Source organism: Microcystis aeruginosa NIES-2549, from assembly GCF_000981785.2.
In the GTDB taxonomy this organism is placed as follows: Bacteria; Cyanobacteriota; Cyanobacteriia; order Cyanobacteriales; family Microcystaceae; genus Microcystis; species Microcystis aeruginosa_C.
The window spans coordinates 2,345,412-2,366,897 of record NZ_CP011304.1 but is presented as its reverse complement, the minus strand read 5'-3'; the positions used below and the strand labels follow the sequence as shown (position 1 = coordinate 2,366,897).

The following is a 21,486-nucleotide window of genomic DNA, read 5'->3' as shown; positions in this document are numbered from 1 at the left end:
CCTACATTTATATTTATTTTATTTCCCCCTCTATTATCCTGATTTCTTCCTCACTTAATCCATACAATTCATACACTATTTTGTCAATCTCTTTTTCTAACTCGCTGGTGTCAGCTTTGGGATTAGATTTTTTAGCCGTGAGAATTTGATCGACTTTAATTTCAATTTTTTTTACTAAGGTTTCAGGATGTGTTTCAATCGGTACTTCTTCTAAAATTGTTGGCTTTATTTGAGCTAAAGTACGATTAACTTCCATTGACAATAATCGATAAAAATAAGTAATGATTTTTGAGTTTAAAACTCCTAATAAAAATTTATTGGATAATCTTCCGCTACTGGACATTAAGTATAGTCCATCCGTTGGAAATATTTGATTGTTATCCAAAGCAACAATAATTTTATCTCCAGTAATCACACCAATAATTTTTTCTGGTTTTAGAAAAATTTCTTGGTTTCTGGGACGGTGCAAAGACCAAAAAGGATGTTTATTTTCTTTAACTTCTACACAAGTTATTCGCTCTTTAAAAGATTTTAAATACTCAATTATTTGCGGTATTAATTGAGGATCATCCGTTTTTTTAGTATAGATAATCTTTTTATCAATATCTGAGATCAAGTATTTATTTAAATCCCTCCCACCAGTAATAGTAGGAAAAATAAAATTTTGCTCCAGATGGAATTTATCGATATTTTTTTTATCAACAATAAAAGCTTCTTTTAAATCAGGACTGACTCCTCTTTGAATTCCATCTTGATCTATTAAGTCTCTAAGTTTAATTTTATTATATCTATTGATAATTTTGTATCCAATTAGGTTTTTAGTAGTAATGACTTGATTAGGAATTGTTTTAAAAAAAGATGTCTCTATTGGTATTAATAAATTGTGACTGAGACTATTAACACTATCATCAGAAGATTTTTGATATTCTCCCACCCAAGATATATTAGTAAATTTCGATGTCAGAAGTATAATACAACATGGTCTAGCAACATCTTCAAAAATTCTATCTCCCAGATTAAAAGCTATCTCTAATTGATGGGTTTTAAAAATTTTCTCTCGTAATTTTTCATTATCAACTTGATAGAGAATAACATCGGGGATAATTTGACAGATAAGACCATATTGCGATTTAATGGAGAATGTCAAATTAACAAAAAACATGAAAGAATCTATCATTCTCACGATAATATCGGAATTTTTCTCTTTTATTTTGGTTAGATGTTTATTATCTATTTTTGCTCCCCAAGGAGGATTACCTATAATGACATCAAAACCGATAAAATTCCCCTTATCATCTAGGACTTCGGGGAACTCGAAGCGCCATTCAAAAGCATTATGATAAATCTTACCGCTTTCAATCTCCTCTAGTTGCGGACGTAACTTATCAATCTCATTCCTTAACTGAATAATCTTCCTTTCCCGCGCTTTCTTTTCCTTGGGTGACTCCTCAAATAACAAAATTTGATTCTCTAGACTATATAAATCCGTTTCCAAACCCCGCAAGCGCTTTTTCAGAGGTTCATCTAACTGTAAAGTCTGACGAAAACTACTCTTAATCTCGCTTATCAATCTCTCCATCTCACGCTTTTGCGACTTATCCTCCGCGTTGCGATAGACTCTCACCGCATCCTTATAACTCTCGATACTTAAACGACTTTTGCGGGAAAAGACTTGTAAATCATTGGATAACCCAAAGCGACTAATCAGAGAATTGCCAACCTTGATATTAATATCGATATTCGGTAACGTCTCTAACTCGTTATCTGCTTTGTAGTAAGCATTCTTGAGTAACTCAATCCATAAACGCAACCGACAGATTTTCACCGAGTTGGGATTGATATCAACTCCAAAGAGACACCCCTCAATCAGACGCTGTTTTTCCTGAAATAAAGTCTCCTGTACTCGCTGACTTTCTCGGTTGCGGGGATTATATTCAAACAGATTACCGTCATCATCGGTGACGATTAACTCATCGTTCACCACCTCAACCCGATAATCCCTGAGAGTTTTACCCTCTTTATCCAATAAAATCTGTAACTCACTCTTAATCGCGATTATCTCGTTCAAAGCAGAAACAAGAAAATGTCCCGAACCCACCGCAGGATCACAAATTTTGAGACTATTGATAATAGCATTGGCTGCCGTTTTGTCTTTGATGCGGTTATACACATCCTCGATTGTCTGACAATCCCATCCCTGACTCTGGTTAAATTTCTCTATTACTGCGCGTCGAATCGTTTCCCGACACATATACATAGTGATGAAACCGGGGGTGAAAAAGGAACCATCCTTATATCCGTTGATTTTCTCGAAGATTAATCCCAACACTGACGCATTGATAAGAGTCTTATTATCCTCCTGTATCGCTTCCCCACCTTCGCTGCTAAAATCGTAGGCATTGAGAAACTCAAATAGGTATGCTAAAGCGTTGATTTCTCCTGTTCGCTTTTTCCCCTGACTATCCTTTAAGACTGTTCCTGCAAAAATCTCTATATTCTCCGAACGCAGGTTACTGATGACTATGGTTGACTGTTCTAAGTCTGTCGGTTCAAATAGGGAACTGTTGAGATAGGGAACCTGAGTATGGGTATTCTGGATGTCTTTGCTTCTTTCTGTCTGTTTTTTGGCCAAAACGCTGAAAAATAAGCGATTTAAGTCGTCATAGTTGGCAATTTTGCCTAAATTGAGAAACCCTAGGGATTTATCCCCCCGATGATACCTAATTATCTGCGCTTCTAATAGTTTGAGGAAGAGGATTCTATTTATCCAGGTTATCCCCAACTCTAAACCGATATTCAATAGTCTCTCCTCTTCCGTCTCCCCAAATTCTTCGGGATTGGGTAAACGAGAGATTTTATCTAAACTCTCCACTTGACTGATAGCGTTCTCTAGCAGCGAACCGGGTTGTCGCGCTGCCGGTTGCAGACGTTGGATGAGTTTTTTTCCTCCCTCTTTTATCTCTGTCAATCCGATGATATGCAGCAGTTCACTATAAAAGTTTTTGTCGAGACTGTTGCTATCGTTCGCAAAGGGGAGTTTTAAGAGGTGTTCGGGAGAAAAGATTTTATAGAGACTGATAAGGTTATGTTCGTCTTCCCGGATGGTTTGGGAGTATTCCCGCAAGTCAAAATGGGTGTATGTCAGGGAATCGAGTATGGAGTTCAGGAAGGGTTCCCCTATCTGTTTGTAGAAGAAGTCGGTGGTTTTTCCCGTTAGTCTCCCCGTCTCAAAGTCATTAAACTGTCTGACAAGTTCCTGATTTTGTGCGAATAGTCTCTCGAAGATATTCCCATCGAAGATAAACCACTCATATATATTGGTAGCAATCAGGTGTTTTATCTCTAGGTTTTTCTCGGTTATTCTTTCCCGTAGGAAGTAGAGGAGTAATTCCTGTAATGCTTTACAGTTGAGTTTGTCTCTCCGCAGCATCTCGCTTTTATTGCTGGGTTTCTTGACTTCCAGTATTACCCCCACGGAATCCCGCGATTCTTTCCCATTATGGATGACTAAATCATTCCTTCCCTTGGTGTTGATGAAATGTTGGGGACTATAGTAGCTGTGTTTGAGAAAGTCTGCAAGCAGGTTTTTATGGAACTCCTCGGATTCTGTCTCGTTTATACTCCCCAAAAGTTGTTCTAGGTGGGTTTGAAACTTCTCCACCTGACTACGACTCGGTTTGACTCTCAGAAATGCTTTGTTTAATGCTTGTCGGGGAGAGAAATTTTCTGTCTTCATACCTTTATCCCTATTCCTACTCAACCCGATTTTGGAGTCTATTTTTTTCTCTCTTATCTTTGCTCAAAAACTATATATATATTTGCGCACGGATTCCCATTATCTAAAAAGTCTAAAGCAAGTCTCGTCATTTGTCAAGGGTTTTTAGAAAAAAATCGAGCCGATTTTATATCCATCAGCAGTCAGCTTTGGATTCTGTCTCGTTTATACTCCCTAAGAATTGTAGTTAGTCCCGATGAAAAAATTTTCACCCCCACAGATGAAAGAGGTTTCCTTCCCTACACCCCACACCCTACACCCCACACCCTCTTTCCAGTCAGGTGGGTTTGAAACTTCTCTACCTGACTACGACTCGGTTTGACTCTCAGAAATGCTTTGTTTAATGCTTGTCGGGGAGAGAAATTTTCTGTCTTCATACCTTTATCCTCTTCCTGCTCAACCCGATTTTGGGGTCTATTTTTTTCTCTCTTATCTTCGCTCAAAAACTATATATATATTTGCGCACGGATTCCCATTATCTAAAAAGTCTAAAGCAAGTCTCGCCATTTGTCAAGGGTTTTTCTGAAAATTTCCCCACTTCCCCAGTTCCTGGAAGATTTTGAACATTTACCCCCCGAACAGTTGCTGAGTGCTATTATGAAAAAGGATGCAAGAATCAGGGGGTTGATGGCTGAGATTAAGGGGGTTTTAAATCAGGATAAAGAAAATGTTGTTAGGCATCAGGGTCAGATTAAGGTTTCTGCTATATTCAAGCTTTATCTAATCTTCAAACTATTTGGTAATTATGATACAAATTACGTTAACCCCTGAACAGGAACAGTTTTTAGAAAGACAACTGAAAACTGGTAAATATAATACCCCTCAAGAGGTTATCTCTAAAGCGTTTCAGCTATTAGAAGAACAGGAGGATGAAATTATATTACCCGATTATGTTAAAGGGAGAGAATCCGCAAAAGCCTTATTAAAAGAAAAGATTAGGAAGTATCGAAAAGAACGGGAACAAAATAAGGACAAACCGATTGATCCTGAAAGAGTAAGGTTAAGTCAGGAATTAAGGAATTTATTTAATAAAACTCAAGCAATTCCGGGTATTCAAGATATTACAGAAGAAGAAATAGCCGCCGAAATTGAAGCTTATCGGAGAGGAGAATGAAGGTTATTGTTGATACTAACATTCTTGTTTCTGCAGTTTTAAAAGGAAGAAAACCGAGAGAGATTGTTCAATTTATTAGTGACCATTCTGATATTGATTGGATAGTTTCTCAGGAAATTTTAACCGAATATCGAGAAGTTTTAAATAGACGGAAATTAAAGTTAACTGATGAAGTAAGACAGGAATGGCTTGATAAAATTGAAACGATTCCTAAAGTAATAGAAGTTAATGTTACTGTAGATTTTGCCAGAGATGCCAAAGATGCTAAGTTTATCGCTTTAGCAAGGGTTAGTGAGGCGGATTTTTTGATTACTGGTGATCGGGATTTTGAGGAGATGATAGAATTAGAACAAACGGTTATTATTTCGGTTTCTTTGTTTTATGATTTGTTTATAGGTGAGGGTGAATATGAGTGAAAGTGGGGATTTAGAATAAGAAATCTTCACTTATCTTGATAACCTACAAGGCAAAATCAACGAGGTGAAACAACTCAGAGAAAAAACCTTCAAAGGAGAACTATAAATCCTCGATAATTGCCATAATCCCCTGATTAGAGGTATTTGGATAATATTCATCCCCACATAACATTAAAATTAAATCTGCCCTTTCCTCAATCTGTCGCGAATCTCGAATAATGCTTTGTTTAATGCTTGTCCGGGAGAGAAATTTTCCGTCTTCACACCTTTATCCTCATTCCTACTCAACCCGGTTTTGGAGTCTATTTTTTTCTCTCTTATCTTTGCCCAAAAACTATATATATATGGGCGCACGGATTCCCATTATATAAAAAGTCTAAAGCAAATCTCGCCATTTGTCAAGGGTTTTAAGTAATAATCTTCCGGTTGCCTTTTAGCCAAGCTCAGAACTAGGATAGGAGAGAATAAGGTATTATTGCAGCCAGAGAGGCTTAGACTGTGACCAATGTAGCGATCAATGTCCGATTAACCGAGACTTCTCTGTGGCAATGGCAAACATGGCAAGGATTGCCCTATCTTACCTGTAATCTCCTAGAGGATTGGTCCCACGGCTTTTTTACCCGTCATTATTACCCCCAAACCCCGGAAGCTTTTACGGACGCTTTAGGGGCAAATGTACCAGTTTATCGGGTCAAACAGGTACATGGCGATCGCCTATTAAATCCCCAAGGGATTACTAACCCAGAAATAGCCGAAGCGGATGGAATTATCACCGATGCTTCCGGTCAAGGGATTTGGGTAGCCAGTGCTGATTGTACGCCCGTACTAATAGGCGATCGCTCTAGCGGTGTTGGGGTGGCGATTCATTCTGGATGGAGAGGGACAGCTAAGGGAATAGTTGTCAAAGCAGTTAAGCAGTTATTAAACTCCGGTAGTTGTTTAGATAACTTAGTCTTGGCCCTGGGGCCAGCAATTGCCGGAGAAGTGTATCAAGTAGATGGAGAAGTTGCCGCAGAAGTGGGTTTAAGTTTATTTCCCCAAGAAACCAATCCCGAGCAAATTCTGGCGAATTTATTTAACCTCTCCCCTTCCCCCTTATTTGCTGACGAGGAAAAAGGAAAAGTGCGCTTAGACGTGCGACGGGTGATTTATCATCAACTACAACAGTTAGGAATTAGGGATGAACAAATCGCGATCGCTCCTTTTTGTACCTATCAACAAGAAGATCATTTTTTCTCCTATCGTCGGGAAAAAGCCAAAAAAATCCAATGGTCTGGCATAGTTAGTCGTTAATGATTACTGCACACTGATAACTGAAAAATACCCCCTTCTCCCATGCGTATTGTTTTTTTCGGAACCCCGACTTTTGCTGTTCCCACCCTAAAAAAATTATTAGCCAATCCCGATATAGAAATAATTGCCGTCGTTACCCAACCGGACAAGCGCCGGGGAAGGGGTAATCAATTAACCCCCTCACCGGTGAAACAAATAGCCATAGAACAGCAAATACCGGTTTTGCAGCCCAAAAGTGTGAAAAAAAACGCTAAAACCTTAAATTTTCTCAGACAATCGCGAGCGGATGCCTTTGTAGTCGTTGCCTACGGACAAATTCTCTCCCCAGAAATTCTAGAGATGCCGCGATTAGGCTGTATTAACGTTCATGGCTCAATTTTACCCAAATATCGGGGAGCAGCCCCCGTGCAGTGGTGCATCGCTAGGGGAGAAAAAGAAACCGGCATTACCACCATGTTAATGGATGCGGGCCTAGACACCGGATCGATGTTACTGAAAGCCTACAGCCCGATCGCTCTTTTTGACAATGCCGAACAGGTGGGAGCAACCCTAGGCCAAATGGGGGCGGATTTGCTCCTAGAAACCCTCTCTAAGCTCGATCGAGCAGAAATTACCCCAATTCCTCAAAATAACGACGATGCCACCTATGCCCCTTTAATTCAAAAATCTGACTATCTAATCCACTGGCAAGATTCGGGCCGGACAATTCACGATCGAGTCCGGGGTTTTTATCCGAATGCGCTAACCACTTTCCGGGGACAACCCCTAAAAGTGATGGCCACTATTCCCCTAGACGATCTCGGTCAACTTCCTCCAGAATTACAGACAAAAGACCTTTCTGATCTAAGCGGAGAAGTGGGATCGATCGTGGCGCTCTGGAAAAATTTCGGGCCAGTAGTGCAGACAGGAGCGGGTTTATTATTATTGAAAGAAGTGCAATTATCGGGAAAATCACCGCGTTCTGGTGGGGATTTGGTCAATGGTTCCCGTTTAACTATCGGTGAGATTTTCGGTCAATAGTTTTCGGGGTATGGCTTTCTTTTGCTCCTCTATGCTTCACTGGTGAAGATTTTTTTTAACTTGCGAAAGCGATCGGAATAACTTCTTAACACTTCCAGCGCAAACATGGGGGTTTCCTGCACGGCAAATAAAAACTGCGGTTGATTGATATAGGCTAATTTACAATCAGTTTTGGCGATAGCTGTGGATTCTCGCAGTTTATCTGGGTGCAGGAGCGCTCCTGCTCCGAATACATCCCCTTTTTCTAGAGTTTCTATCAATTGTCCCTTGACATACATCTCCACTTCTCCACTAAGAATACCGTACATTAACTCGCCCTCCGTGCCATCGGCAAAAATAACTTCACCAGCTGGAAAAGTGCGATCGGGATGATTTTCGAGAATTTTAATCGTTTCTACGGGACTTAACATGATTTAACGATAATTTTTTTGGGTTATCTCTCCCATTTTCCGATATATTGAACTCCCCGATCATCGTTTTTGTATCTAAGAATACTTGAAACTTCTCTACCTGACAAAGATTCGGTTTGACTCTCAGAAATGCTTTGTTTAATGCTTGTCGGGGAGAGAAAATTTCCCTCTTCATCCAACCCGATTTTTCAGTCTATTTTTTTCTCTCTTATCTTCGCCGAAAAACCCTATATATATGGGCGCACGGATTCCCATTATACATAAAGTATAAAGCAAGTCTCGCCATTTGTCAAGGGTTTTTCTGAAAATCTCCCCACTGCCTTGACAAAACACTGGGGTTAAAACTGTTCGATCGCTTTTTGACTGATTTCTGCGATCGCGGCTAAACTGGGACTAACTGGGCCAGTCTCGGTGGACAACCAGAGAAGATACTCGACATTACCCGCAGGTCCGGTAATGGGAGACCAAGTTAAACCCCGATAGAACCATCCTAAGACTTCGGCGGCCTGTAAAACCTGAAAAATTGCCCCTGCTTGGTCTTGGTAGTCGCGAACTACCCCTTTTTTGCCGACTTTTTCCCGTCCCACCTCGAATTGGGGTTTGACCAATAAAATCGCCTCTCGGGGTGGATTTAATAGCGTCCACAGGGTCGGTAGCACTTTGGTCAGAGAAATAAAAGACAGATCCATGACCGCTAAATCGGCGGGTTTTTCTGATCCGTATAACTTTTCTGGGGTTAAATAGCGAAAATTAGTTCTTTCTAGTAAAATAACCCGTTCATGCTGCCGTAAACTCCACGCTACTTGTCCATAACCCACATCGACCCCATAAACCCGTTTTGCCCCTTTTTGCAAGAGACAATCGGTAAATCCCCCCGTGGAAATGCCCCCATCTAAACAAATGCGATCGCTGACATCAATGGCAAACAATTCTAAGGCCTTGGCTAATTTTTCGCCCCCCCTTGACAAATAGGGCAGTTTCTGCTTAACCTCGATCGCCGCTTCTGGATCGATTTCTGTGGCCGGTTTATCGATGATTTGGTGATTGACTTTCACCTCTCCAGCGCGAATTAATCGCTGTGCCTGTTGACGGGAATCACAGAGATTTTTGGCTACTAATAATAAATCTAATCTTTGTTTCGGCAAGGAAGGCCTCCCAATAATCAGCGCCTAATTCTAAAAAATACCTTATTTTTCCCCAAGCAATCCCAGAAAGAAGATTATAAGTAAAGAAAGGGGTAAGCGAAACCCATCAGCTAAATTTTCGCTGCCATCCCGATATTTTATGGATAAAGATACTCGATTCGCCATTTTGGTCATTGGCATCCCCTTTCTAGGACTAGCTTACTGTGGCTTGATTTTTGCCGTGATGATTTATTGGGTCTGGGCCCGGGAACATCCCGTGACCATGGCCACTTTTTTTGTCCTTGCTCCTTCTTTGATTTCTGGCTCTATTTGGCTGTTAGCTTCCTATAAAGCCCGTCAAAAGCAGCGTTTGGGTTTATAGTTCAATGTAGAGGCCGATGGCATTCGTCCAAAAAGAATCAATAATCAGTCTTTAGTCAGAATCAGAGCAGCACAGGGCTGACATTTAGGGGCTGGGCGCGATAGGATGAAAAAGTGCTAGATAAAAACCCCCCTCCCTTACAGTCCCTAGTGGCGGGTCACTGGTTCAAGCTCATCTGTGGAGCTAGTTACCAAGATTTGCCCACGATTCGCAACCTCGCCTTGGCCTATACTATCGCCGGGGCCGATTGTATTGATGTGGCTGCTGATCGAGCCGTGATCCTTGCGGCCCGCGAAGGCATGGAAACCGCCGCCAAAATCGCCGGATTCCCTGCCAATCAACGGCCTTGGTTAATGGTCAGTCTCAATGACGGTGAAGATCCCCACTTTCGCAAAGCTGTCTTTAACCCGCAACTCTGTCCGGTCGATTGTCCCCGTCCCTGCGAAAAAATCTGTCCCGCTTATGCTATTGATGGGGGGGGAGTGATTGAACAGCGCTGTTATGGTTGCGGTCGTTGCTTACCCGTTTGTCCCGAGCAGATAATCGAGACAAGATCCCGTGTCTGTCAACCTGAAGAAATTATCCCCTTAATTATCGAAATGGGAGTCGATGCGATCGAAATTCATACCCAAGTCGGTCATGGAGAGGAATTTGCTCGACTCTGGCAAGCGATCGCACCTTTAACTAAAAACCTAAAAATCCTGGCCATAAGTTGCCAAGATGATGAATATATCATTGATTACCTCCACTATCTGCGAGAAACCATTTCACCCCTAAGCTGTCCTCTGATTTGGCAGACGGACGGCCGACCGATGAGCGGCGATATCGGCAAAGGGACCACCCACCCGGCCATTAATATGGCCAAAAAAGTCCTTTCCAGCAATCTAGCCGGATTTGTGCAGTTAGCCGGGGGAACCAATGACCACACCGTGACCAAATTACAGCAACTGGGACTGAGAGAAAAAATCGCTGGTATTGCATCTGGAAGTTACGCCCGTTCATTGATTTTGCCAATTTTAGAGCATTTAGACCAGCCTAACCTTGAAAATGACCCCCAATCTTACCAAGAAGCCCTTAAAGGGGCTTCTATGGTGGTTGCTCAATTAAAAGCCTAGCCTTGCTCAAAAAACTATAATATTTTTTTAATTGACAACTAACCCCTAAATGTGTTAGACCCCAAGAAAATCCTGGAAATAAAAACAGTCAATTATCGCCAAAACCTTTTACTATTAATTTAATGCCAGAAACCCTACCCTCCTCTCGGATGCCAGTGACCGACGACTTAAACAAACTCTTGGCAATTCTACCCGCTCGGATTCGCGGCAAAATCGAGGAACACCCGCGGCAGCATCAACTAATCGAAGTAGTTATGGATTTGGGACGCATACCAGAAGCGCGTTTTCCCGATGGGGCGATCGATCTGGGAGACGAACCGATCTCAAAAGAAGAAATCCAGTATTCGATCGCCCGGGTGGGCAGTTTTAGCGGCGATAATCGCGCTGGGATTGAACGCACCCTGCACCGGATCAGTGCCATTCGCAATCGAGACGGGGAAATTATCGGTTTAACCTGTCGTATCGGTCGGGCTGTTTTCGGTACGATCACCCTAATTAACGACCTAGTGGAAACAGGAAAATCCCTGCTGCTGCTCGGTCGTCCGGGGGTGGGGAAAACCACCGCTCTCCGGGAAATAGCCCGAGTTTTAGCCGACGATCTCAATAAACGGGTAGTGATTATCGACACCTCCAACGAAATCGCCGGGGATGGAGATATTCCCCATCCGGCCATCGGTCGCGCTCGTCGGATGCAGGTGGCCCGTCCGGAATTGCAGCATCAAGTCATGATCGAAGCAGTGGAAAACCATATGCCGGAGGTGATCGTGATTGATGAGATCGGTACGGAATTAGAAGCTCTGGCCGCTCGCACGATCGCCGAACGCGGGGTGCAGTTAGTGGGAACCGCCCACGGCAATCAACTGGAAAATTTAATTAAAAACCCGACTTTATCGGATTTAGTCGGTGGAATTCAGGCAGTAACTCTCGGAGACGAAGAAGCACGCCGCCGGGGTTCCCAGAAGACCGTTTTAGAACGCAAAGCACCCCCCACCTTTGAGATTGCCATCGAAATGTTGGAACGTCAGCGCTGGGTCATCCACGAGGACGTATCTACTACTATCGACCAACTGCTGCGGGGACGGGAAGCAATTGCCCAAATCCGTTGGGTGGACGAGGAGGGAAAAGTACAGGTCGCTCAGGAAGAACCAAAACCGGAAAAGTTGACCCCTTTGCGCGGCAATTATCTCCCGGAAATGGATAAACCCAAGGGATGGCGGGCCGATGGTCGGATGACTCCCGTGGCCCGTTTCCCTGTGGGCCCTCTCAACCGGGAAAACGATTTCGATCGCCTCCTCGAACAATCTTGGCTGCAGGAAGAACCGGAAACGGAAAAAGTCCGCGTCCCCGGTCCTAATGGCGAAGATTGGCCGGTTTATGTCTATCCCTACGGGGTTAGTCGCGCTCCGATCGAACAGGTAGTACAGGCCCTAGATTTGCCGATCGTTTTGACCAAAAATTTACAGGAGGCCGACGCAGTGCTGGCCCTGCGTTCCCACGTTAAAAATCAGTCAAAATTGCGTCAAATTGCTAAAGTAAGACAAATTCCCATCCACGGCATCAAATCCAATACCCTGCCCCAAATTTCTCGGGGTTTAAAGCGGATTTTGGGCATTGATGACCCGATGAATCAGGAAGGTGCCGACCTGCGTTTATTTGCCCGCAGCGGCAGCGATGACGAGATCGAAGCTTTAGAGGAGGCCAGGTTAGCGGTGGAACAAATCGTTATTCCTACCGGTCAACCGGTGGAGTTACTGCCGCGATCGGCGAAAGTGCGGAAAATGCAGCACGAATTAGTGGAACATTACCGTCTCCAATCCGATAGCTTCGGAGAGGAACCGAATCGCCGTATTCGCATCTATCCAGCTTAGGAGTCAGGAATTTGAAGCGACGCACGCTAATAATTATGGGTACGGGGGCGGCGATCGGTGCGGTGGCCTCCCTGATTATCCATCGTCCCGAATCGGCGGCGGAATTACGCGACAAAATGCCCCTGGCCCAAAGAATTAAGCTCTGTCTCGAGCTGGCTAGGATGAAGCTAATCACTACGATCGACTATCTCGATAGTTATGCCTATCTTGGCATTGTTTATCCCTATCTTACCAATCCAGAGCCATCGGGTTTTAATTTCTTCAATTGGCAACGGATGCTCAATAGTCCCATCCCCGGCACTTGGAAGGTAGAAAACGCCGATTTTTGGGCGGCAGGAGCTTTTCCTGCTTTATTATGGAAAATGGCTGATTTAGAATCAGACCCTATGTATGCGGGCTTTTGGTCAGCTGCTGCGAAAAAATGGAGTGATCCCTTAAAAGAAGCCAGTTTGAAGAACAAAGACATCGCTCTTAATAATTTACTGGTGTTTGCTCCTTGGTTTGAGTCGGGACAGGGCAAGGAAAAACAGGAAGCTTTAGAGATAACTTTACGAGGGGCCAGACAACTAGCGCAACCTTTTCAGGATGGGAAGGGGAGTTATCACAGCGATATCGGGACTTTTGGCTGGCTACGCAAGGCTGATCGCACTGATCGACAAGAACATTGGCAGGTTTTTATCGACCATACGATCAATATAGAACAACTGCTCTGGGCAAGTCTCCACAATTCTGACCCCAAGGAAGCAAAAGATTGGCAAGAAAAGGCCCTTTCCCACATCCGCACCATTAGCCGCACCTTTGGGGCTAATCGTCGCCCGGGTAAAACGGGAACTTGGCAAAGAGGGTATTTTGATCAAAATGTCAACTCTCCCACCTATAGAAATTTCTTATTTAATGAGGGAAAACAGGGCTGGCGCGATGATAGCACTTGGTCTCGGGGTCAAGCTTGGTTTATTTATAGTGCCACGACGGCCTATATTTACACTGGCGATCCGGAAATGTTAACCATTGCCAAGGATGCCATTAATTATTATCTAGAAAATTTGCCCGATCGTTGGCCCGGTGGACAAAGACGCGCCGGAGATTTTATTCCCCCTTGGGATTTTGATTATGCCTTGCAAAAAAATGCCGCTACCGAAAGGGATTCTTCGGCAGCAGCGATCGCTGTGGCGGGGATGATTCGCTTATTAAAAGCTTTACCCAGCAGTGATCCTAGTTATGGAACCTATCGAGAGGCGATCGATAATATTCTCTTGAATCTGACTTCTTTTGCCTATTTTCCCGATGAAACCGCCCCAGAGATGAGTTTATTGCGTCATGGTTGTTATCATCATCCCGAGGCGATTCAACCCACCCAAATCTATGATACGGGTTTAATTTGGGGAGACTTCTTTTTTATCAATGCTTTGGCTGAATACCAAGATTTACCCGATAGTTAACAGACTACTTAATTCTTGCCCTTTTTGAGGGGGGAAGTGGCAAACTATTAACTGTTGACCGTTGAATGGGAAAAGACTGTGGATATTCGCTTAATCGTTGTCGATGTGGATGGAACGATCGCCGGTGATAACAATCAGGTTAATCCGGCTGTGGTGCAAGCGGTCTCGGCCGTCCAAAAAAAGGGAATTCGCGTCGCTATTGGCACTGGCAGGATGTACCGTTCGGCTTTACGCTTTCATAAACGCCTTAAATCCACTTTACCTATAATTGCTTACAATGGCGCTTGGATTCAAGATCCTGTTTCCCAAGTTCACCATCGACATACTCCCATTTCCCCCGACTTGGCGATCGATCTTTTAGATTATCTCGAACAACCCCAATGGAAAGAGAAAATCTCCCTTAATTTTTATATGGACGATGTGCTTTATGTGCGGCAATTAAACGCGGAAACGGAATTCTATCGGCAGCGATCGGGTATTATTGCCGAAGCAGTGGGAGATTTACGCAAAGTTGCCCACAAAACCACTAAAATCCTGGCCATGGGGGAAGATAAGCAATTTATCGCCGAGATTTGGCAGCATTTACAGCAACGTTATCAAAATCAAGATTTATACTTTACCCAATCGAGTCCGACTTTTTTTGAAGTTACCCACGTTGAGGCTACCAAGGGAAGCGCCACCCAATTTTTGGCCGAAGATATCCTAGGATTACAACCCAAAAACGTCATGGCGATCGGTGATAATTTTAATGATGTTTCTATGCTCACCTATGCGGGTGTCGGTGTCGCCATGGGTAATGCTCCCCAAGCTGTTAAGGATCAAGCCGATTGGGTTGCCCCCAGTGTAGACTTAAATGGGGTGGCTGCAGCCTTGGCAAAGTTTGTTTTGATTTGAGGAATGGGGGAATGGGGAAGTGGGGAAATGGGGGAATGGGAAATTTCAACTAAAACCCCAACACCCTAAAACCCCGAAACCAAAAAACCAACAGCTTTTTTACCGAGAAAATTATGACCATTAATACGCAAACTGTTACGATTCCTAACAAAGATATTGACATAGATGCCTATTTAGCCATTCCCGATCGAGTGGGAATTTATCCAGCAATTATCGTGATTCAGGAAATATTCGGCGTAAACGACCATATTCGCCATATCACCCGTAGAATTGCCCAAGAAGGCTATATAGCGATCGCTCCTGCCATTTATCAGCGATTCGCTCCTGGTTTTGAAACGGGGTACAGTATGGCAGATATCGAAATCGGTCGTCAGTACAAAGAACAAACCAAAGCAGCCGAATTAATCAGCGATATCCAGGCCACCATCGATTATCTTTATAGTTTGCCACAGGTGCAAAAAACCGGTGTCGGCACGATCGGTTTTTGTTTTGGTGGTCATGTGGTTTATCTTGTCTCCACTCTAGAGGATATCAAAGTTACTGCCTCTTTTTACGGTGCGGGAATCACCACGGGAACCCCAGGCGGTGGCCAAGCGACAGTGAAAGTGACTCCCCAAATCAAGGGGACAATCTACGCATTTTTCGGGATGTTAGATGCGAGTATTCCTCAAAAGCAAGTGGATGAGATAGAACACGCATTAACGCGTAATCAAATTCCTCATCGAGTTTTCCGCTATGAAAACGCCGACCATGGCTTTTTCTGCGACCAAAGAGCTAGTTATAATGCTAAGGCGGCCAAATCTGCCTGGGATCATGTGCTAGAGTTATTTAGTCTTCTTAAATCTTAATGGTCTGACCCCTCAAGCTTCAGCTTACACTGGAAGCAGTTCGAAATCACATTTGTAACCATTCTATTTATCATGACACCGAACCCTGCCTTTTCCATGGACGATTTTGCCAAAGCTCTTGATCAATACGATTATCAATTTGAAAAAGGGCAGATCGTGCGCGGGAGAGTAGATCAACACACCTCCGATGGAGCATACATCGATATTGGCGGCAAATCCTCCGCTTTTATTTCTTTAAGGGAAATTTCCCTGGAAAATGTCACTTCCATTGCTGAAGCTTTACCCATAGGTGCAGAATTCGATTTTCTGATTACCCGTGGACAGGATGCGGAAGGACAAGTTACCCTATCTCTGCGTCAATTATTACTGCAAAAAGCTTGGGAAAATGTCAGGGAAATCTCTGAAAGTGGCAAGTCGGTGCAGCTGCGCGTCACGGGGGTGAATAAGGGAGGAGTGACGGGGGAAGTGGAGGGATTAAAAGGATTTATCCCTCGCTCCCATTTAATCGAAAAAAATGATTTAGATTCCCTGATCGGACAACTTTTAACCGCAACTTTTATTCAAATCGATCAAGAAAATAATAAGTTAGTTTTGTCTCAGCGAGAAATTGCTCGCGCTAACGCTATCAGTCAATTAGCTGTGGGTAAATTATTAAGTGGCACTGTGGTTAAATTACAACCCTACGGTGTCTTTGTCGATTGCGGTGGAGTGACGGGATTACTCCATGCTAAACAGGTGACGGGAGCATCTTTTAATTCTCCCATGACTTTCTTTAAAGTTGGTCAGGCAATTCAAGTGGTAGTCGCGGAAATTGACGAATATAAAAATCGCATTTCCCTATCTACAAAAATCCTGGAAGCGCACCCCGGTGAAATTATCGAAAACTTTGCAGAAGTCATGGAAACAGCAGCAGAAAGATTACAACAAGCTCAGGAAAAAACCCCAGCAACTTAGTGTAGGGTGGGTTAGGCGACAATAATTTAGATATTTTACCACCTATTTAGTATTCGCCGTAACCCACCATCAGTTATCAGTTATCAGTTATCAGTTATCAGATGTGAGTTTTAAGTGGACAGTCTTAAGTAGGAAATTGCCGTTTTCTTTTCGCTGATTGCTGTTTTTTACTTTTTCCTTGATCAAGATGTTTCAAGAAAAGATGTTTCAAGATCGGATAGCAATTTTAGGGACTATGCACGGAAAAGAGCGGGTAATTGCACCGATTTTAGCGCAAGAAATAGGCCTTAAGGTGATTGTACCCGATAATTTTGATACCGATCGCTTTGGCACTTTTACCCGGGATATTAAGCGCATCGGGACACAAATTGAAACCGCTCGCAGGAAGGCACAAGAAGCGATCGCGCTTTCGGGATACGATATCGGAATTGCTAGTGAGGGTAGTTTTTATCCCTATCCCAACTTGCCGCTAGTTTCCTGTAATCGTGAATTGATTTTATTGCTCGATCGAGTCCATAATCTAGAAATAATTGGTCAAGCAATAGTCACGGAAACTAATCACGCTCACCAAACTGTAACTAATCTAGCAGCTGCTTTAGAATTTGCCGAAAAAATCGGGTTTCCTAGTCATGGTTTAGTGGTGATGTTTGATAAAAATTCTCTCGACTCCGAGGAGATTTTTAAGGGAATTACTGACCAGAAAAATTTAGTTAAAATTGTTGAAGATATTCTTGACAAAAACGGCAAAGTACACCTAGAAACCGATATGCGCGCTATGCACAATCCCACGCGGATGAAAGCAATTGTTGCCGCGACAGCAAATCTTGTTCAAAAACTTAATCAATTATGTCCTAATTGTGGTTGTCCGGGGTTTGATATTATCGAAAGAAAAGCGGGTTTACCCTGTGGTTTATGTCACTTTCCCACCTCTTTAATTAAACTGGAACTATACGGTTGTCAAAGGTGTGATTATCGAGAGGAAAAACTCTTTCCCAACGGTCAAAAAACCGCCGATCCAATGTATTGTGAATATTGTAATCCCTAAAGATAGCTTTTCTATGGAAAGAATTTTAGAACCAGAAGTAATGGATGATCGGGAAGAAGCGCTCGAATATGATGCCATGGACTTCACTGAAGTTAATACTAATTTCGCTAAAGAAGCCATACAATTGGCTGGTATTAATGCTAGGGTATTAGATGTAGGAACTGGTACTGCACGCATTCCGATTATGATCAGTCAACTACGTCCCCAATGGCAAATTATCGCTATTGATCTGGCCGATTCTATGTTAGAAATTGGTCAAAAAAATATCCTTAATGCTAACTGTCAAGAACAGATCAAATTGGAGAAAGTTGATGGAAAAAATCTTCCCTACCAATCCGAGCAATTTGATTTAGTTATTTCTAATAGTTTAATCCATCATCTCGAAAATCCTCTGCCTTTTTTACGCGAAATTAAGCGAGTTTTAAAACCCCATGGTGGCATTTTTTTAAGAGATTTATTCCGTCCCGATTCCGAGGAAATAATCCAGGGGATGGTGAGGGAAATCGATCCTAATTTTTCTCCCCGACAATCGCAACTATTTCAAGACTCCCTGCGAGCGGCTTTTACCCTAGCAGAAATCGCCGATTTAATCCAGCAATCAGGCTTAAAAAATGTTAAAATTTATCAGTCTTCTGAACGTCATTGGACAGCCATAAAAACAAGTAAAAATTAATCACTAAATCAGGGAAAATTAAGTTATGAAAGTTGGAATTTTGGGAACGGGATTAATGGGAACGCCAATGGTAGAAAGATTATTAAATCAGAAAATTCCTGTTATTGCCTATAATCGCACCTTAGAAAAATTGACACCTTTACAGCAGTTGGGAGCCAAAACAGTTAGCTCTCCTGAACAAGTAATTCAAGAGGCAGATTGTCTGATTTTAATGTTAACTAATGCAGCCGCTATCCAAGAGGTTTTAGGATTAAATTCCGAGCAATCTAACTTCAATAATCGGACTATTATCCAGATGGGAACTATTGCTCCTTCTGAAAGTAAACAACTGCGAGATCAAATTGTGGCTAAAGGGGGAGAATATCTAGAAGCACCCGTGTTAGGAAGTATTCCCGAAGCTAAAAAGGGGACTCTCTTAGTTATGGTGGGAGCAACGGAGAAACAGTTCCATCAATGGTCAAATTTATTAGCATATTTTGGTCAAGAACCGATGTTAATCGGGGAAGTGGGAACCGCTGCGGCGTTAAAATTAGCTTTAAATCAATTAATTGCCACTCTAACCAGTGCTTTTGCCTTGAGTTTAGCTTTTTTATCCCAGCAAGGAGTAGATTTAGAAAAGTTCATGACTATCCTGCGTCAAAGTGCCTTATATGCGCCTACTTTTGACAAAAAATTAACCAGAATGTTAGAGAAAAATTATGCTAACCCTAACTTTCCCACTAAACATTTACTCAAAGATGTTAATCTCTTTTTAGAGGAATCGGAGAAGTTAGATTTAACCACTTTTCCCCTAACAGGAGTAGAGCGTCTTCTGGAAAAAGCTTTAGCAATGGGATTAGCAGAGGAGGATTATTCAGCTTTATACGAGGCGCTGAACAAAGAATTATAAACCGCTTACCCACATCAAAAAGACTCTCTTTGGTTTGTGTAGTTGGACAACTGATAGGAGAAAAACCGATAAAAGGCTTTAAATTTTCCTTAAGCTTTGTTGAGGTAGCCAGAAGAGGGGGTTAGAGTAAAAAGTGATGGAATTGTGGGCATATTCTCCTATGACGCTGACTGAATTTGGATTATTAGCGGGTTTACTTGTCCCCGGTATCCTGCTCTCGATTTTGGTGATGGTGAGTTTTGCCAAAGGGGGTTAAAAACCGATAGAGACACCGATGAAAGTGTCTCTATCTTGGGTGAAGATTAATCTATTTTGGGTTTTTTGCCCAATTTAATTGATTCTGTAGCTAACAAAATTGATTCTAAATGATGGCGCTTCTCCACTTGACCGAGGAAATAACCTGTCATCATCGCTGAAGCGAGAAGATTCGCCAAATTCTCGCGGTCGGTGGTAATTTGTACCGCAAAATTCTCCGAGGGCAACATTCCTACCAATCCCTTGACGTTTTGCGAGATAATATCTTTAATTTCGCTACTGACCGATTGGGCTATTCTCTCAAGGGTTTCAGGATGCTGCTGCTGGAGATACTGCATCAGACAGTTATCATTTTGTTCTTCGGTTTCCCAGGGAAAAAAATCAGGATTAAAAGTCATCAGAACTCCCACGCTGTAGTGGTTATTAGATTTAGGTTAACAAATCGCTCTTCTTGATTGCCCGAAGTCCCCCCATCTTCTTCAAGTTTAGCTCAGTGATCAGAAATATTTACCCATAATATACCCTCTATCTCCCTATTCCTGATCGGTAGATTCAAGAATACCCTGTTCTCTAAGATTGTCAACCTCGAAATATTGATGAAATTTATCGGTTACTTCTAACCAGTACGATCTACCCTCATTTTGCTTGCGTTTTCTCACAAATCCTCGTTCTACCAAGTCCTGAACCTGTTGATAGGCCGTACTGCCGCGTAAATTAATTAAATCCGCTTGCAAAATCGGTCCTTTGAGCGCGATCGCTGCTAAAGTGCGGAGGGTTCCCGTGCCTAATTCGGCCGGGATCAGGTCTTCGATCAAATTCTGATAAGCTGACCGCAATTGTAAACTATAACCGAGGGGGGTTTCCACCACTTCCAAGGCACTATCCCGGTGTGCATAATCGGACATTAACTCGATCATGGCATCTTCCACCGTCAAGCGATCGCTATTGGTTAATGTCACCATCTCGGTTAAGGGGACAGGCTGCCCTTTTAGGTAAAGTATCGCTTCTAGACGGGTAGCTAGTCTGATCTCCTTGTGGGGTTCCGCGCTCAATCTCGACTACCTAAGTTTAGACAATGATTTGATATTCTACTAGAAGACGAACGAGAAAATTATGGAAACTTTTTGGAGTCAGGTTTTAGACTTTTGTTATCAGGCTACTGGCCAGGTTGGCGATCGCTTACTGGCTGATTTTGGCAAATTACAGGCCACCAATAAAGCAGATGGGACTTTAGTGACGGCTGCCGACCGTTGGTCTGATGGGGAATTGCGATCGCTAATTGCTGGCACTTTCCGGGATCATGGAGTCTTAACCGAGGAAACTACCCATATTTTCCCGGATCAAGAATGGTGTTGGGTAGTGGATCCGATCGACGGCACGACTAATTTTACTCGCGGTATTCCCATCTGGGGCATTTCCCTAGGACTTCTCTACCGGGGCACTCCTGTGTTCGGATTTGTTTATCTCCCCTGCCTAAAACAGGCCTATTATGGTTATTGGTACGGTGAGACGGGTTTAACCGGTCCGCTAGGGGCCTACCGCGACGGTCAACCGATTCACACCAGCGAAGATTTTCCTAGCAAAAATCATCTGTTTAATCTCTGCGCTCGTAGTACAGATATATTGAAAAATCCCTTTCCCTGCAAAGTGCGGATGATAGGAGTGGCTAGTTATAATCTGCTTTTGGTTGCCGATGGCACGGTTTTGGGAGGAGTGGAAGCAACCCCAAAAGTCTGGGATATTGCCGCGGTTTGGGCAATTCTACAGGCCGCCGGCGGGGTATTTATCTCTTTAGGAGAAAAGATTTTTCCCTTGCAGCCGGGGGAAAATTATAGTGATCGCTCCTATCCCTGTTTAGCCGTAGCTCGATCGAATTTAGCGCCGGTTTTCTTGCCTCTGGTCGGTTTTCTCAAGGACGTTGCTTGAATGGAAAATTGCTCAGGTTAGAATAGCTGCATTTATTGGTTTTATC

Annotated in this window: 20 protein-coding genes and 1 pseudogene; 15 read left to right on the top strand and 6 right to left on the bottom strand. The window is 43.0% G+C overall.

Going from position 1 to position 21,486, the window contains the following annotated elements; translation table 11 throughout:
* Positions 1–13: 13 nt before the first annotated feature.
* Both myaer_RS11670 and myaer_RS22685 read right to left on the bottom strand, forming a co-directional pair.
* Positions 14–3,736, bottom strand: coding sequence for a DUF7149 domain-containing protein (locus myaer_RS11670; RefSeq protein WP_046662213.1), 3,723 nt, complete (start codon positions 3,734–3,736; stop codon positions 14–16).
* 317 nt (positions 3,737–4,053) lie between these two features.
* Positions 4,054–4,152, bottom strand: a pseudogene (locus myaer_RS22685) (type II restriction endonuclease); the annotation flags it as partial.
* A gap of 368 nt (positions 4,153–4,520) precedes the next feature.
* Between myaer_RS22685 and myaer_RS11650 the strand changes: the two are divergent.
* The 4 genes from myaer_RS11650 (at position 4,521) to fmt (ending at position 7,618) form a co-directional block, all read left to right on the top strand.
* Positions 4,521–4,889: a ribbon-helix-helix domain-containing protein gene (locus tag myaer_RS11650; RefSeq protein ID WP_046662210.1), complete on the top strand. Its 369-nt coding sequence runs from the start codon at positions 4,521–4,523 to the stop codon at positions 4,887–4,889.
* Positions 4,886–5,305 carry a putative toxin-antitoxin system toxin component, PIN family gene (locus tag myaer_RS11645; RefSeq protein ID WP_046662209.1) on the top strand — a complete coding sequence of 140 codons (420 nt, stop codon included), beginning with the start codon at positions 4,886–4,888 and terminating at the stop codon, positions 5,303–5,305. The genes myaer_RS11650 and myaer_RS11645 overlap by 4 nt, the downstream gene beginning before the upstream one ends.
* A gap of 498 nt (positions 5,306–5,803) precedes the next feature.
* A complete protein-coding gene (gene pgeF / locus myaer_RS11635) occupies positions 5,804–6,598 on the top strand; it encodes a peptidoglycan editing factor PgeF (RefSeq protein WP_046662208.1) in 795 nt (264 codons plus the stop codon).
* Between the two features lie 42 nt (positions 6,599–6,640).
* Complete coding sequence (fmt, locus tag myaer_RS11630) at positions 6,641–7,618, top strand: methionyl-tRNA formyltransferase (RefSeq protein ID WP_046662207.1); 978 nt, start codon at positions 6,641–6,643, stop codon at positions 7,616–7,618.
* Between the two features lie 29 nt (positions 7,619–7,647).
* Here the strand turns inward: fmt and myaer_RS11625 are convergent, their stop codons facing one another.
* Both myaer_RS11625 and myaer_RS11615 read right to left on the bottom strand, forming a co-directional pair.
* Positions 7,648–8,028 carry a cyclic nucleotide-binding domain-containing protein gene (locus tag myaer_RS11625; protein ID WP_046662206.1) on the bottom strand — a complete coding sequence of 127 codons (381 nt, stop codon included), beginning with the start codon at positions 8,026–8,028 and terminating at the stop codon, positions 7,648–7,650.
* 338 nt (positions 8,029–8,366) lie between these two features.
* A complete protein-coding gene (locus myaer_RS11615; RefSeq protein WP_046662204.1) occupies positions 8,367–9,173 on the bottom strand; it encodes a TlyA family RNA methyltransferase in 807 nt (268 codons plus the stop codon).
* Between the two features lie 139 nt (positions 9,174–9,312).
* On the opposite strand from myaer_RS11615, the gene myaer_RS11610 reads away from it, so the two are divergent.
* From myaer_RS11610 to myaer_RS11565, 10 genes are all read left to right on the top strand, one after another.
* Positions 9,313–9,534: a hypothetical protein gene (locus myaer_RS11610; protein ID WP_002736250.1), complete on the top strand. Its 222-nt coding sequence runs from the start codon at positions 9,313–9,315 to the stop codon at positions 9,532–9,534.
* 113 nt (positions 9,535–9,647) lie between these two features.
* Positions 9,648–10,649, top strand: a complete 1,002-nt coding sequence (ldpA, locus tag myaer_RS11605) for a circadian clock protein LdpA (RefSeq protein WP_046662203.1) — start codon at positions 9,648–9,650, stop codon at positions 10,647–10,649.
* Between the two features lie 122 nt (positions 10,650–10,771).
* Positions 10,772–12,517, top strand: a complete 1,746-nt coding sequence (locus myaer_RS11600) for a R3H domain-containing nucleic acid-binding protein (RefSeq protein WP_201261994.1) — start codon at positions 10,772–10,774, stop codon at positions 12,515–12,517.
* Positions 12,518–12,528: 11 nt separating this feature from the next.
* A complete protein-coding gene (locus myaer_RS11595) occupies positions 12,529–13,956 on the top strand; it encodes a hypothetical protein (RefSeq protein ID WP_174236415.1) in 1,428 nt (475 codons plus the stop codon).
* Between the two features lie 78 nt (positions 13,957–14,034).
* Entirely contained in the window at positions 14,035–14,850 is an 816-nt protein-coding gene (locus myaer_RS11590; protein ID WP_046662201.1) for a Cof-type HAD-IIB family hydrolase, read from the top strand.
* 113 nt (positions 14,851–14,963) lie between these two features.
* On the top strand, positions 14,964–15,698 hold the full coding sequence (locus myaer_RS11585; RefSeq protein ID WP_046662200.1) for a dienelactone hydrolase family protein: 735 nt from the start codon (positions 14,964–14,966) through the stop codon (positions 15,696–15,698).
* 96 nt (positions 15,699–15,794) lie between these two features.
* Entirely contained in the window at positions 15,795–16,652 is an 858-nt protein-coding gene (locus myaer_RS11580) for a S1 RNA-binding domain-containing protein (RefSeq protein WP_046662199.1), read from the top strand.
* 187 nt (positions 16,653–16,839) lie between these two features.
* Positions 16,840–17,697, top strand: coding sequence for a DUF6671 family protein (locus myaer_RS11575; protein WP_046662198.1), 858 nt, complete (start codon positions 16,840–16,842; stop codon positions 17,695–17,697).
* Between the two features lie 13 nt (positions 17,698–17,710).
* The gene (locus myaer_RS11570) at positions 17,711–18,370 is read left to right on the top strand and encodes a class I SAM-dependent methyltransferase (RefSeq protein ID WP_046662197.1); all 660 of its coding nucleotides are present in this window, start codon (positions 17,711–17,713) and stop codon (positions 18,368–18,370) included.
* 25 nt (positions 18,371–18,395) lie between these two features.
* On the top strand, positions 18,396–19,259 hold the full coding sequence (locus myaer_RS11565) for an NAD(P)-dependent oxidoreductase (protein ID WP_046662196.1): 864 nt from the start codon (positions 18,396–18,398) through the stop codon (positions 19,257–19,259).
* A 302-nt stretch (positions 19,260–19,561) separates the two neighbouring features.
* Here the strand turns inward: myaer_RS11565 and myaer_RS11560 are convergent, their stop codons facing one another.
* The gene (locus tag myaer_RS11560) at positions 19,562–19,912 is read right to left on the bottom strand and encodes a DUF760 domain-containing protein (protein ID WP_046662195.1); all 351 of its coding nucleotides are present in this window, start codon (positions 19,910–19,912) and stop codon (positions 19,562–19,564) included.
* A 135-nt stretch (positions 19,913–20,047) separates the two neighbouring features.
* Positions 20,048–20,566: an SMC-Scp complex subunit ScpB gene (scpB, locus tag myaer_RS11555; protein WP_080949752.1), complete on the bottom strand. Its 519-nt coding sequence runs from the start codon at positions 20,564–20,566 to the stop codon at positions 20,048–20,050.
* A gap of 61 nt (positions 20,567–20,627) precedes the next feature.
* On the opposite strand from scpB, the gene myaer_RS11550 reads away from it, so the two are divergent.
* Positions 20,628–21,440: an inositol monophosphatase family protein gene (locus tag myaer_RS11550; RefSeq protein ID WP_046662194.1), complete on the top strand. Its 813-nt coding sequence runs from the start codon at positions 20,628–20,630 to the stop codon at positions 21,438–21,440.
* Positions 21,441–21,486 lie beyond the last annotated feature (46 nt).

Excerpts from the sequence above, each read along its gene's own strand:
- myaer_RS11580 (WP_046662199.1), top strand. The coding sequence starts at position 15,795 with ATGGACGATTTTGCCAAAGCTCTTGATCAATACGATTATCAATTTGAA.
- myaer_RS11650 (WP_046662210.1), top strand. The coding sequence starts at position 4,521 with ATGATACAAATTACGTTAACCCCTGAACAGGAACAGTTTTTAGAAAGA.
- myaer_RS11610 (WP_002736250.1), top strand. The coding sequence starts at position 9,313 with ATGGATAAAGATACTCGATTCGCCATTTTGGTCATTGGCATCCCCTTT.
- myaer_RS11585 (WP_046662200.1), top strand. The coding sequence starts at position 14,964 with ATGACCATTAATACGCAAACTGTTACGATTCCTAACAAAGATATTGAC.
- myaer_RS11570 (WP_046662197.1), top strand. The coding sequence starts at position 17,711 with ATGGAAAGAATTTTAGAACCAGAAGTAATGGATGATCGGGAAGAAGCG.
- myaer_RS11575 (WP_046662198.1), top strand. The coding sequence starts at position 16,840 with ATGTTTCAAGAAAAGATGTTTCAAGATCGGATAGCAATTTTAGGGACT.
- myaer_RS11645 (WP_046662209.1), top strand. The coding sequence starts at position 4,886 with ATGAAGGTTATTGTTGATACTAACATTCTTGTTTCTGCAGTTTTAAAA.
- myaer_RS11565 (WP_046662196.1), top strand. The coding sequence starts at position 18,396 with ATGAAAGTTGGAATTTTGGGAACGGGATTAATGGGAACGCCAATGGTA.
- fmt (WP_046662207.1), top strand. The coding sequence starts at position 6,641 with ATGCGTATTGTTTTTTTCGGAACCCCGACTTTTGCTGTTCCCACCCTA.
- myaer_RS11560 (WP_046662195.1), bottom strand. The coding sequence starts at position 19,912 with ATGACTTTTAATCCTGATTTTTTTCCCTGGGAAACCGAAGAACAAAAT.
- myaer_RS11670 (WP_046662213.1), bottom strand. The coding sequence starts at position 3,736 with ATGAAGACAGAAAATTTCTCTCCCCGACAAGCATTAAACAAAGCATTT.
- myaer_RS11550 (WP_046662194.1), top strand. The coding sequence starts at position 20,628 with ATGGAAACTTTTTGGAGTCAGGTTTTAGACTTTTGTTATCAGGCTACT.
- myaer_RS11625 (WP_046662206.1), bottom strand. The coding sequence starts at position 8,028 with ATGTTAAGTCCCGTAGAAACGATTAAAATTCTCGAAAATCATCCCGAT.
- myaer_RS11600 (WP_201261994.1), top strand. The coding sequence starts at position 10,772 with ATGCCAGAAACCCTACCCTCCTCTCGGATGCCAGTGACCGACGACTTA.